This window comes from Holdemania filiformis (assembly GCF_003459085.1).
Classification (GTDB): domain Bacteria; phylum Bacillota_I; class Bacilli_A; order Erysipelotrichales; family Erysipelotrichaceae; genus Holdemania; species Holdemania filiformis.
In genome coordinates this window covers 49,728-61,887 of record NZ_QRUP01000016.1, presented here as the reverse complement: position 1 = coordinate 61,887, position 12,160 = coordinate 49,728, and the positions used below count along the sequence as shown (strand labels likewise).

At 50.5% G+C, this 12,160-nt stretch carries 10 protein-coding genes; 9 read left to right on the top strand and 1 reads right to left on the bottom strand.

Translation table 11 applies throughout. The features are described 5' to 3' along the window. The first annotated feature begins 75 nt into the window (after window positions 1–75). The 3 genes from DWY25_RS12555 to DWY25_RS12545 all read left to right on the top strand — a co-directional run bounded on the left by DWY25_RS12555 (window position 76) and on the right by DWY25_RS12545 (window position 3,681). Entirely contained in the window at window positions 76–303 is a 228-nt protein-coding gene (locus tag DWY25_RS12555; protein ID WP_117895512.1) for a hypothetical protein, read from the top strand. Between the two features lie 280 nt (window positions 304–583). After that, entirely contained in the window at window positions 584–1,387 is an 804-nt protein-coding gene (locus DWY25_RS12550) for a helix-turn-helix domain-containing protein (protein WP_117895511.1), read from the top strand. 71 nt (window positions 1,388–1,458) lie between these two features. Continuing rightward, window positions 1,459–3,681, top strand: coding sequence for an FAD-binding protein (locus DWY25_RS12545; protein ID WP_117895510.1), 2,223 nt, complete (start codon window positions 1,459–1,461; stop codon window positions 3,679–3,681). A gap of 276 nt (window positions 3,682–3,957) precedes the next feature. Here the strand turns inward: DWY25_RS12545 and DWY25_RS12540 are convergent, their stop codons facing one another. Continuing rightward, entirely contained in the window at window positions 3,958–5,148 is a 1,191-nt protein-coding gene (locus DWY25_RS12540; RefSeq protein WP_181981816.1) for an RNA polymerase factor sigma-54, read from the bottom strand. Window positions 5,149–5,330: 182 nt separating this feature from the next. Between DWY25_RS12540 and DWY25_RS12535 the strand changes: the two genes are divergently transcribed. The 6 genes from DWY25_RS12535 (at window position 5,331) to nagA (ending at window position 12,114) form a co-directional block, all read left to right on the top strand. After that, window positions 5,331–8,135 (top strand): sigma 54-interacting transcriptional regulator, encoded by a 2,805-nt coding sequence (locus tag DWY25_RS12535; protein ID WP_117895508.1) that lies wholly within the window; start codon window positions 5,331–5,333, stop codon window positions 8,133–8,135. Window positions 8,136–8,297: 162 nt separating this feature from the next. Beyond that, a complete protein-coding gene (locus DWY25_RS12530) occupies window positions 8,298–8,801 on the top strand; it encodes a PTS sugar transporter subunit IIB (RefSeq protein ID WP_117895507.1) in 504 nt (167 codons plus the stop codon). A 13-nt stretch (window positions 8,802–8,814) separates the two neighbouring features. Continuing rightward, entirely contained in the window at window positions 8,815–9,618 is an 804-nt protein-coding gene (locus tag DWY25_RS12525; protein ID WP_117895506.1) for a PTS mannose/fructose/sorbose/N-acetylgalactosamine transporter subunit IIC, read from the top strand. Then, complete coding sequence (locus DWY25_RS12520; RefSeq protein ID WP_117895505.1) at window positions 9,615–10,439, top strand: PTS system mannose/fructose/sorbose family transporter subunit IID; 825 nt, start codon at window positions 9,615–9,617, stop codon at window positions 10,437–10,439. The genes DWY25_RS12525 and DWY25_RS12520 overlap by 4 nt, the downstream gene beginning before the upstream one ends. A 4-nt stretch (window positions 10,440–10,443) precedes the next feature. Then, window positions 10,444–10,863 carry a PTS sugar transporter subunit IIA gene (locus DWY25_RS12515; RefSeq protein WP_117895504.1) on the top strand — a complete coding sequence of 140 codons (420 nt, stop codon included), beginning with the start codon at window positions 10,444–10,446 and terminating at the stop codon, window positions 10,861–10,863. A gap of 57 nt (window positions 10,864–10,920) precedes the next feature. Continuing rightward, window positions 10,921–12,114, top strand: a complete 1,194-nt coding sequence (nagA, locus tag DWY25_RS12510; RefSeq protein WP_117895503.1) for an N-acetylglucosamine-6-phosphate deacetylase — start codon at window positions 10,921–10,923, stop codon at window positions 12,112–12,114. Window positions 12,115–12,160: the final 46 nt, after the last annotated feature.

Here is a 12,160-nt window from a genome sequence, read left to right as displayed (position 1 = left end):
TGCTGGTGATCCAGCGCTTGAAAAGTCTTGTGGCCAGAGATCGTAATCAGAAAGAAGCGAAGGAGGATCCTGCCGATGATTATGGTATTGATCATTGCGTTTTGTTTCTGGTTTGGCGGATATGCTTTTAAAAATCCTGAGAAAGTCTGGGAGTACCAACATTTCCTCACGGTTAAAGATGGAACACCGACTCTATTTTCCATCTATTTTATCAAAGCTTGCGGTATTTTATTGATCGTGACTGCTATCGGCATGTTACTTCCTTTTATTGAAGTGATATTGGATAAAACAATATTCAAATGATATTTTTAAGAGTCATTATAAAAATCAGGAACAATGTAAAAACAAAGGCATTAGGTTAAGCCATCGAGACAGCTTAACGTAGTGCCTTTATTTTAGTTTCCAGACTTTTCAGGTATTCTTCTATATTTCGATCTTGGACTTCACCCACCCGTGAAGTAAAACTGGAATCCTCTCAGAGTGCAACGTCGGGTGATTCTATGGTAAGATAGAAACGATAATCGTAAAATTAATAAAGAAAGCAGGTGAACGGCGGTGTTCTCGGGGGAGGAACTGCGGAAATATGGTCACAAGTAAAAAGTTTTGCGCTATTTCTGGGATCACCCTGGAAACGCTGCGGCATTATATTGACCTCGAGCTTTTAAAGCCAGCGAAAGTGCTGGCGAACGGCTATCGGGAATTTTCCATTGATAATGCAGTTGAGGTCTTCTATCTAAGACATGAACGGGGGCTGGGGGCGAGTCTGAATCAATTCCATCCGGAAAACGAAGCAGAAAGTCTGGCGGATCAGGACGCACGGTATCAGGATAATTTGGTTCAGCTGCAAAAACAAAAAGCATTGCTGGAACGACAGATCGAACGTAATCTTTATTACCGCAGTTTAATTCAGCGCGCAATCCATCAGAAGGAACAGCTTTTGTATTTAAACGTGGAACAACTGTTTAGTCTGAGCTTCCTGGAGTTTTCCCCTGCCAATCTGGACCGTCAGGGCGTCCTGGAAACGATTGAAACCTGGATGCAGTTTCCCGAGCTGCTGCACCTGGCCTTCCGGATTGATCCAGAGCAGCTGACATCCGAATCTGATATCGTGAAACCACGCGTCGGATTAGGCATCCGAACCGATTTTGCCAAGCAAAACGGACTTCCGTATGCGGAAGCCGAGACCAGCTGCGGCAGCGGAAAAATGGCGATGATTGTTTCACGCAGTGAAAGTTTAACGCAAATCCCAAGGGAGGCATTGGCCTCTTTGCTGGAATGCACCGATCAGCCTATTCGTAAAGAACTGGTCGGTCGGTTGATCACGCGCGTTCAGGAAGACGGCAAACTCTGGTATTATTTCAGCTGCAGCCTGGATTTAGGATCTTGACCCCGTGGTTACCACGGGGTTTATAGTAAGAACAGGTTGATTGTGAAAGAATCAACGAGGGAGGAAGAAAGATGAAGAGACTAGGGCTTGTTTTAGTTTCTCTTTTCATGGTTCTTTCCTGCGCTGCCTGCGGGCAAACCAAGGAAGAAACCAAGAAATCAGAACTCAAATTCACGCCGGGAAGCTATACAGCTTCAGCACAGGGCTACAACGGGGAAGTTTCAATTGAAGCGACCTTCTCAGAAACTGCGATTACTGACATTCAGGTCAAAGAACAGAAGGAAACAGCGCATGTCGGTGATGTCGCTTATCCTATTTTGATTGAGGATATCCTGGCAGCTAACGGCACAGGGGTTGATGTTGTCAGCGGGGCGACCTTTACGAGCATCGGTTTGAAAAACGCAGTCAACGCTGCAGCGGAAGCGGCGAGCGCTTCGGATCTCGATGCGTTTAAGAAAAACACCGTAGAACATACGGCTCAGGAAGAAATTACAGGGACCTGGGATGTCGTCATCGTCGGCGCCGGCGGAGCGGGCATGATGGCCGCGGCTCAGGCTGCTCAAAATGGCGATACCGTTCTGGTTCTTGAAAAGAATGCGGAAATGGGCGGCAATACGTTAGTTTCCGGCGGTGCTTACCAGTCGACCTTTGACGCTGTTGTCTGGGATCCAGCCAATCCGGATGCGACAACCGGCGAATACAACGGCGAAACCTACGAAAAAGTTAAAAATGACGCGGGACGTATTGATACGCTGAAAACGATTCTGAATTGGTCGGAAGAACCGTTTGACGGAACGATCGACGACGAACACCCGTTTGTCGCAGGTGATATCGCTCTGAACGCGGTACGCGGTGTTCATGAAGAATACCTGCCGACGCTGAAGGCGTTGAAAGAAGAAATCCAGGCTTATCTGGACTGGGCGCAGCCGCAGCTGGACGCCGGCGTTCATGAAACAAAGCTGACGCTGTTCTCCACGATCAATCTGCATATCTTCCAGACATATTATGGCGGGCTGCGTCCAAACCGTGAGAATACGGAATGGATTTACGGCGATGAAAAGCTGGTACGTCAGTTTGTCGAAGGCGGTCAGGAAATTAAAGACTGGCTGGAAGCTCAGGGGGCTTCGATCGACCAGAGCCGTGCTTTCACCTTAATCGGATGCTTGTGGCAGCGTGAAAACGCAGTCAATGGCGGCACGGTCGACGGTGAATTCTATGAAGGCAAATGGGGAGCTTATTTCGCTGTTCCGGCCAACACGGTCTTGAAGGCGAACGAAGCCAATAAAATTATGACCCGCACGACGGCGAACGAACTGATCACGGATGAATCCGGACGGGTTACCGGCGTCAAGGCGACACAGTTTGACGGAACTCCGGTCACAGTCATGGCCAACAAGGGCGTCATCCTGGCGACCGGCGGTTATGGCGCAAATATTGAGATGGTTCAGAAAACAAATGACTACTGGAAAGATGAATATATTGCCAACAATATCGGCACAACCAATCGTTCCAGCCTGAAGGGCGACGGCACGACGATGGGTCAGGCTGTCGGTGCGGCGACGATCGGCGAAGGCTGGACACAGATGATGCCGTTAGGCTGGGTTGATAACGGAAATCTGGCTGGCGGCGCGGGCGAGAACGTCATTTACGTCAATCCGGAAACCGGTAAGCGGTATGTCGACGAATCTGCAGAACGCGACGTTCTGTCGGAAGGCGGTTTCGAAAATGGTATGAGCGAAGCGAAAGCGAAGGAACTGGGCTTGAAATATGTTCCGGGAATCTACGTTGAAATTTCCAATGTGGGAACGACTGCGGGCACTGGCGGATTCAACAATGTGCCTGAAGATGTGGAAGGCCGGATGATTTTCAGAACGGTTGAAGAAACTGCGAAATTGATCGGCTGCGACGCGGAGACATTGCGGCAGACGATTGTGGATTACGATAACTATGTCATGGGCGTTGCCGATACGCTGGACGTGGAGAAGCTTTCCTACCGCGGAACTGTCGGCCAGGTTGAGATGGACGATGACGGCAATTATCTGCCGGATACGTACAATCTGGACATGATCCGGGTTCGTTTCATGGCGCCTTCGACGCATCACACGATGGGCGGTTTACTGGTGGATACTGATCGCCGCGTCCTGAATGAGGGCGGCGAAGCGATCAAGGGCCTGTATGCGGCTGGCGAAGTCACCGGCGGCTTCCATTCAGGAAATCGTCTGGGCGGCAACGCGATCACCGAGATCATCGTTTCCGGACGCATTGCCGGAAACAGCGCTTCCAACGAGAAATAAACAAATTTAAACCAACATGGCGAATCCTCTGAACAGGGGACTCGCCATGTTTTAATTTGGAAGGCCAAAAACAAACCAGATTAACGACATTAGAAAAGCCTGAGTTAAAAAAAACAAATAAACTGGCACAAGAAATTAAACTTTATCACGAATGGATTCAGTATTGAGGAAGTAAAAAGAAAATTTCTGATCGCTTTTTATGTGCGGTTGAAAACATGGGAAATAGTTGATTTTTAAGTCCTGCGATTAAACGAAATGATCACAATATTCTCGCGATTATCCGGGATCCGGATGTCGATGATATGAGGAAGGGATACCCGCAGCCTTTCTCAGCTTGGCGATCAACTGCCGTGAAACGTTGAGGTTTTCCTCCCGCAGCCGCATTGCGATCTGCAGGTCGCTTAACGGACAATCGGACGATTCCTGGTCAATCTGATGTTGAATTAAGGCTGTCAGCTCAGCCTGACTGTTGTTTTGAACGCTCGCGGAAGCAAAAAGGGCTTCAATCGGAAGCAGCTTTCCCCGGAATAGAAAATACTTATCCTGGATTGCCCGTGTCAGCGTGGAAGGATGAATACCCACGCGCCGGGCGATCGTTTTTTTCTGGCAGACATGCAGCGGCATCCGGCGGATTAGCGGGAGTTCCTGAACTTGAAGCAATTCGTTCATAATCAGGCTTAACGTGAGCGAACGCCGGTTCAGGGCGTCGAGAAAGAACCGCGCTTCCTGAAGCGCTTGAGCCAGCTCTGGCTTCGGTGTTTCGTTTAATTCCAGGTCCGGCTCCTGGAGGCTTTCCAGGACGCAATGATCATCTTCGATACGAACTTCAAATTCCGGCAGAATCCAGCTGACCGCTTCCGGTTCATCAGCGGCGCAGGGAAACGGCGTGCATTCTTGAAGCTGTTGGAAATATGCCTCAATTTCCTGTTCGCTGCACCGCATTTGGGCCGCAGCACCGGCCCAGTTATGGGACAGAATCTCAGCTTCACATTGCGTTAAAAAGTTGATCGCGCCGGTCTGACCGCGGCGCTGCAGCTGCAGGATCAGGCATTCCTGCGCGGAACGGGCCGCGATGCCCGCGGGTTCCAGCTGCTGCAAAAGCCGCAGTTGTTCTTCCCAAACAGACAGCGGGGAATGAAACGTTCGCGCTAATTCCTCGAGCGATTCATCAAGAAGGCCCCGGTCATTCAAGGATTCGATCAAGATCTGACAGATCGTTTCCTCATGCGGTTGATTTAAAGTATGCAGCTGAGTATAAAGATCCTCCTTAAACGAGGAAGATTGAGTCTGAAAATCAAGCCAGCTGGATTTCAGATCCCGCAGATAAGGATTGGTTCGCTGCCTTCGGCGCAGCTGGGCGATCAGCTCAGCCCGGTTCCAGGTCAGGATCTGCAGCGACTGGTCAAAAGCCGGCGTATAACGCAGGGCTGGTTTAGGAACCGGCCGGATTTTAATTTCTGATCGCATTCGGAACTCCTTTCTCATTTCACTCAGGTTTACGTGGAAAATATTTTTTTGAGAATGTAAAAAGCTGGAATAAATTGGTTTCAAAAAAGATTACAATCACCTTAACTATAATTGATTCATTCTCTTAAAATGATTATACTAAATTTATTAAAATACTACTATTTTTCTTTGAAGGAGATGCGATGAGGGAAAATCAAACCTGGATTCAGAATGAGATTCTATCGGTTTTAAAAACGACGCCGTTATGTGCTGAGAATGCCGAACGGTTTACGGCCGCCTGGTTATCGCAGAAATTGAATTACAGCCGGAATTTTATCAGTCAGTTGCTTAACGACTTAGTAACACAGAAGCAATGCGTGAAAATTAACACCCGCCCGGTATATTATCTGAGTCGTTCCCAGCTTTTAGCTCAGGGGTACAGCGTTCCTGATTCCGTCAGCGTTTTGCCGGGATGGCGGGAGCTGGAGGGTTACAAGACTTCCAGCGAAAGCGACGTCTTCGATCGCCTTATCGGTAAAAACGGAAGTCTGGCCTATGCGATCGAGCAGGCCAAGGCCGCGATGACCTATCCGCCGCAGGGGCTGCCGATGCTGCTGACCGGTGCGACGGGAACCGGAAAGAGTTTTTTAGCGCGGTTAATGGTACAGTATGCCCGCAGTCAGGGAACGCTTCAAGAGAATTGCCCGTTTGTAACGATCAACTGCGCGGAATACGCGGATAACCCGGAATTGTTCCTGATCCATCTGTTCGGTTATAAAAAAGGCGCGTACACCGGTGCGGACAGCGACCGCCAGGGTTTTTTAGCCGCGGCTGACGGCGGTGTGCTGTTTCTCGACGAGGTCCACGCGCTGAAACCTGAGTGTCAGGAGAAAATCTTTCTGTTTCTGGATCAGGGCATTTATCACATGATCGGCGATCACGACACCTGGTATTCCTGCAAAGTGCGGGTGCTGATGGCGACGACGGAGAATCCGCAGGAGATTTTATTGAAGACGCTGCTGCGGCGGATTCCAATTCTGGTGCAGCTGCCGGATCTGGATCATCGCCCGCCAACAGAAAAACGGGAGTTGATTTTATCGCTGCTGCAGAAAGAACAAGCCAAGCTGGGCTGCTCGGTCTTGATCAGCGATCTGGCCTATCATACGCTGGAAACCGCACATTTCCCGGGGAATGTTGGTCAGCTTGAAAACACGGTGAAGGTCAGCGTCGCTAATGCTTTTCTGCGCAGAACCGAGAACCGGCTGGAGATTCATATTCAAGATCTGCCCGCATACTTGGGGTCGGGGATGACGTTTGATCTGCTTCAATGCTCGGATCAGACTTTGCATCCGCTGCAGTCTGTCGCCGGAGAGACACAGGTTCAAAGTGGTTACGGGGTATTCAATCGGGCGCTGCTGCATACGTTTCAAAGCTACCTTGACCGGCAGATGAGCTTCGACAGCTTTCTGGCCGTTGCTTATATCAAACTGGAACAATATGCCGACACGCTGATTCAAGACCGCTGGATCACACCGCAGGAAGAAATCTTCCGCAATTTGTCCGGGCTGATTCTGTCGCTGACCTCCGCGCACAGTTCCCGCCGCCGACTGTCCAACAATAAAATTAAAATTCTGACCCGCTATTTAGCTGACGCTGCCCGCCAGCGCCAGCAGGAGTTTCCGCTGGACGCGCAGGATAAGGAAACTGTGGAAGCGTTTCAGGCCCTGATTCAGCAGCGATACCCGCTGGAAGCGAGGCAGATCCGTGAAATTCTGGAATTGGCGGTCAACACCCTTTCGCTTTCATCGACCCTGCTGCCGACGCTTGATTTGTTTGTTTTCCTCCAATATTTCAGCCGGGATCTGCAGCGATCGTCGGTGCCCGTGGTCATCCTGGCGCATGGATATGCGGTGGCCAGTGGGATTGCCGAGGTGGCCAATCAATGGCTGCGGACGCAGATGTTCGATGCGATCGACATGCCTGCGGACTGCCGTTTCGACGATGTGACCGCGCGGCTGAACGAATATATCGATTCGCTGGAAGGGTGTCTGGAACTGATTATTCTGGTTGATATGGGTTCCTTGGAAAATATCAGCGAAACGCTGGGACGCGAACGGAAGATGAACATTGGGATTTTGTCCAATGTTTCAACCAAGCTGGCCTTAGATGTGGGGGCAATGATCATGGAAGGCACGCATTCATTAAAGACAATTCTGGAAGAAGCCTGCAGGCGCAGCGTACATCGTTATGAAATGATCGAAAATCAGCACAAAGCCAACGCGATCCTGGCCGTTTGTTCGACGGGAATTGCAACGGCGGAAAAAGTATTGGCGTTGTTTCAGTCCAGTCTGCCGGCGACTGCCAAGGTAGAACTGATTCCGGTGGACTACGCCTCGCTTCATCAGGGCCGGATGACGAGTTTAAGTGCGCAGTACCATGTCCTGCTGATCGTCGGCACCCTTGATGCGGCGGTGCCGGGGATCCCGTTTGTTTCTGTGGAGGAGTTAGTCGATCAGAAAAATATGGACGTCCTCGACCGTTGCCTTAAGGGGATCCTGACAGAGGATCAGATGCGGCGATTCAAACGCGGCATCATCAAGAACTTTTCTCTGGAGAATCTGTTGAACTATCTGACGATTCTCAATCCAAACCGGATTTTAGTCTACGTCGAGGAAATTCTCGACCGGATCCAGGAAAAATGTCAGTGCAGCTTCAGCGGCCGCACGATCATCGGACTGTATCTGCATATCAGCTGTCTGATTGAACGCTTGGTAATCGGCAAGGAACCGGCGCAGTATCCGGATCTGGAAACGTTCACGCAGCGTCAGGCTGAATTTATTCAGGTTGTCCAGGACAGCTTCGCTCCCGTCTGCAAGGCCTACAACATCACGCTGCCTGTCAGCGAAATCGGCTATCTTTACGATTATATCGAACAAGGCAGTGTCGCAAACAAGGCAGACAGTGTCGCAGAGATTCAAAATGACGATTTTTTTGATGTCCATTCGTGAAGATCAGAGCAGTACAATAAAAAAAGAAACAGAAAAAAGCGCGAGAATCCGAGAAAAAAAACGGAAATTGCGTCTTTTTTTCTCTTTGGGCCGGAAAACGACAGGTTGCCACGAAAATTGCTAGGAAGAGGGCAGAACAACCTAGAGGAGGTGGAAAAAAGGATGATTAAATTATTGCGCGTGGACGACCGGCTGATTCATGGACAAGTGGCAACAACGTGGACGAAAACGCTGCAGGCGGATTCCATTATCGTCGCGAATGATGAAGTCATTCACAATGAGCTTCAGATCATAGCGCTGAAGCTGGCGGTACCGGCGGGGATGAAGGTGGCAATCCGCAGTGTGGAAGATGCGATCGGTCTGCTTCAAAATCCGAAAGCTCAGCCGATGAAAATCTTCGTCGTCGTCAATCATCCCCGGGACGCGCTGCGCATTGCAGAGGCGGTTCCGGAAACTGTGGAGGGAATCAACATCGGGAATTACTACGGAAGCAAACAGCTGCGGACTGAGGAAAAAATCAAACTCGACCGCAATATCTATCTCGATCCTCAAGACGTCGATACGTTGAAGAAAATCTGCGCCCTGCCGATCGAGTTTACCATTCAGATGGTACCGCATGAACCGAAGAAAAAGGTCAGCGACTGTCTGCAGCACCTGGGATGTTAAGGAGGAATAAAAAATGATGATCGTCCAAGGTTTGTTAGTCGGGCTTGTCTACTACGTCTGTGATTTGCTTTCCCTGGCCTGGTGTGCCAATCCGATGGTGAACCGTCCGATTGTGCTGGGGCCGCTGGTTGGTCTGGTTCTTGGCGATTTGCAGCAGGGTATCCTGATCGGCGCTTCAGTGGAATTGGTTTTCTTAGGCGTCGCCAGTATCGGGGCGACAATGCCGGCCAACGCGGCGCTGGGCGGCACGATCGCTACGGCGTTCGTCATTCTGACTGGCGCGGATATGGAGGTCGCCCTGGCCTTAGCCGTGCCGATTGGGATGCTTGGTGTATTCACGAACGAGCTGCGCAAACTGATCACGGCGAATTTCCTGCCGATGTTTGACCGCTTCATCGAACAGGGGAATATCAAAGCCTATGACCGTTCGATTTTGTGGGTTTCCGCGCTTGTCCAGTCGTTCCAGGCGATTCTCGTCTTCCTGTGCGTAGCGTTCGGCACGCAGTCGATCGACGTTATGTTAGCGGCCATTCCCACCGCGATTATCGACGGAATTAAGGTTGCCGGCGGAATGCTTCCTGCGTTAGGCTTAGGCATTCTTACGATTATGCTTCTGGGGAAGAAAGGCGCGTTTCTGTACTATCTGCTCGGTTTCGTGCTCGTGATTTTCTTTAACGTTTCAACGACAGCCGTTGCGTTGATCGCTTTCATTCTGGCGGGGATTGAACTTTACCGGGAACTGGACTTCCAGGCTTTAGTCAAGCTGAAACAGCCGGCGGCGGATCCTGCGGAAAAAGAGGAGGAATTCTTTCTATGAATAAAAATTTACAAGCCTATCCAAAAGAAGAAGTCACCGCTTTAAAACGGATGTACTGGCGTTCCAATTTTCTGGAATCCTGCTTCAACATGGTTCGTCTGCAGGGGCTGGGCTTCGGCTATGCGATGATTCCAATGCTCGAGTATTATTATAAGGATAACCCGGAAGGCTTAAAAGAAGCCTTAAACCGGCATACGCAGTTCTTCAACACCTGCCCGAACGTCGTTACGTTTAATCTTGGCGTGGCAGCGGCCATGGAAAAAGAAGCGGCCTCCAATCCGAACTTCGATCCGGCCGCAATCAATTCTGTTAAGACCGCGCTGTTAGGCCCGACAGCGGGAATCGGCGACGCGATCTTCTGGGTCGTCTTACGCACGCTGGCAGCCGGCATCGGGATTTCTTTAGCCCAGACGGGTTCCATTTTGGGGGCTATCGTATTTGTTCTGTTCATTAACGTGCCAAGTTTCATCGGCCGTTGGTATCTGGAAATTGCTTCGTACACTACCGGAACCAAACTGGTTCAGAAAATGGATGAAAGCGGTCTGATCACCTTGATTTCCAAAGCCGCTGGAATCATCGGTCTGACGATGGTCGGCGCTATGGTCGCCTCCAACGTGAGCTTGTCGACTCCGCTCACTTTAAATTTCGGCGACGTTCCGTTTGAGCTGCAGAGCGCCTTCGATATGATTATGCCGGGATTTCTGCCGCTGATGCTTTCACTGCTGGTCATCGCACTGCTGCGTAAGAACGTCAAAGCCAACTGGATTATTATCGGGATGATGGTCGTCGCCATTGCGGGACGGTTTATCGGGATCCTGTAAAACGATGCGGAAGTTCTTAATCGCAACGCACGGCACACTGGCTTCAGGCATTCAGAACGCGCTGCGGATCATCACGGGCGAGATTGACCGGGTCATGGTCATCGACGCCTTTGCCGGCCCGGAAAATCCGGTCAATCAAATTCAAATCTATTTTGATCAGCTAAACGATCAGGACGAGGTGATCATTCTCACCGATTTGCCCGGGGGCAGTGTCAATCAGATGCTGATCCGGTATGTAAAGCGGCCGCAAACTCATCTGGTCAGCGGCGTGAATTTAAGTCTGGTTTTGGCGTTGATACTGGATCCTGGCGAAATGGATACGTGTTCGCTGATCCGTCAGGCGATCCCGGAGGCCCGGCAGCAGATGCTGTATATCAATGAAAAAGTCGAACAGATGAGTGCGGAGCTGAATGCTTTTTTCTAAGCGCATAGAAATGGAAGTCTGTTCCATAGACTACAAAAAAGAAAGGTGGAATGGTTCATGAAAAGTATTCGCAGTCATCACATCGTTACGGAAACTGAAGTCGTTGACGGGTGGCTGACAATGGATGACGAAGGCCGGATTGCGGCGATTGGCGATACCCCTGTTGGAGAACGGATTGAGGAGGTTCAGGACGACTGGATTTTACCTGGTTTAATCGATCCTCATCTGCATGGCTTTATGGGCTGGAACGCATCAAAAACAACGGATGAAACCCAGATTCTCCGCATGGCTGACGCCTTGTTGTGGGCGGGCGTAACGGCGTTTGTTCCCTCTTGTATTTCCTCTTCGATGATGCTGGACAACGTCCGTGCGCTGCATGCCGCGAGAACGCATCAGCGGCAGGGTGCTGAAATCTTAGGCTTATATATGGAAGGCCCGTTTTACAATCCGGAGTATAACGGCGGAACACCGGTCCAGTATTTCCAGGCGCCTTCGATCGAGCGGGCCTTGCGCTTTTATGAAGCGGCGGGCGGTGATTTAGTCAGTCTAGGCTTGGCGCCGGAGTTGCCGGGGGCCATGGAGGTGGTTTCGTTTTTGAGCCAAAACGGCGTGCGGGTTGGAATCGCACATACGGGAGCCGACTATGAACAGACGATTGCCGCCATTGATGCCGGCTGTAAGATGGCGACGCATTCGTTCAACGCGATGCGCGGATTACATCACCGTGAAGTCGGAGTTACCGGTGCAATTTTGCTTGATCCGCGGATATACAATGAAATCAACTGCGATTTTATCCATGTCTGCCCGCAGATGATTGAAATTCTGCTTAAGATGAAATCCTGGGATAAAATCCTGATGATGACCGACAGCGACAGTCTGACCGGGATGCCGCCGGGGACTTATCAAATTGGCGAAACCCCGGAAACGCTTGAACAGAATGGAAAAATCCATTTGCCGGACGGTACAATTTACGGCAGCGGCCGGCTGCTTCTTCAAGATGTGTTCAACCTGATCGACATCCTGAATATTCCAGTACCGGAAGCGGTAGCCATGGCGTCGCTGAACGCCGCGCGCTTCCTGAACGTCGACGACCGGCTAGGTTCGCTGAAAGTTGGGAAACAGGCCGATTTCATCGTCGTTGATGATCAGCGGCGGTGTCGGATCACCGTGCAGAAAGGTGTTAAAGTCTGCGATATGAATCAACGTTCTTCCTTGGTCAATCCTCAGTTTATGAACTTGAAAATCGCATAACGAAAAAAAGAGAACGCTCCGCTTGGCAAACCGGACGTTCTCTTTC

What these genes read in the sequence shown, in the direction of transcription:
- nagA (WP_117895503.1), top strand. Translation starts at nt 10,921, where the DNA reads ATGAAAAGTATTCGCAGTCATCACATCGTTACGGAAACTGAAGTCGTT.
- DWY25_RS12555 (WP_117895512.1), top strand. Translation starts at nt 76, where the DNA reads ATGATTATGGTATTGATCATTGCGTTTTGTTTCTGGTTTGGCGGATAT.
- DWY25_RS12535 (WP_117895508.1), top strand. Translation starts at nt 5,331, where the DNA reads ATGAGGGAAAATCAAACCTGGATTCAGAATGAGATTCTATCGGTTTTA.
- DWY25_RS12540 (WP_181981816.1), bottom strand. Translation starts at nt 5,148, where the DNA reads ATGCGATCAGAAATTAAAATCCGGCCGGTTCCTAAACCAGCCCTGCGT.
- DWY25_RS12525 (WP_117895506.1), top strand. Translation starts at nt 8,815, where the DNA reads ATGATGATCGTCCAAGGTTTGTTAGTCGGGCTTGTCTACTACGTCTGT.
- DWY25_RS12520 (WP_117895505.1), top strand. Translation starts at nt 9,615, where the DNA reads ATGAATAAAAATTTACAAGCCTATCCAAAAGAAGAAGTCACCGCTTTA.
- DWY25_RS12530 (WP_117895507.1), top strand. Translation starts at nt 8,298, where the DNA reads ATGATTAAATTATTGCGCGTGGACGACCGGCTGATTCATGGACAAGTG.
- DWY25_RS12550 (WP_117895511.1), top strand. Translation starts at nt 584, where the DNA reads ATGGTCACAAGTAAAAAGTTTTGCGCTATTTCTGGGATCACCCTGGAA.
- DWY25_RS12515 (WP_117895504.1), top strand. Translation starts at nt 10,444, where the DNA reads ATGCGGAAGTTCTTAATCGCAACGCACGGCACACTGGCTTCAGGCATT.
- DWY25_RS12545 (WP_117895510.1), top strand. Translation starts at nt 1,459, where the DNA reads ATGAAGAGACTAGGGCTTGTTTTAGTTTCTCTTTTCATGGTTCTTTCC.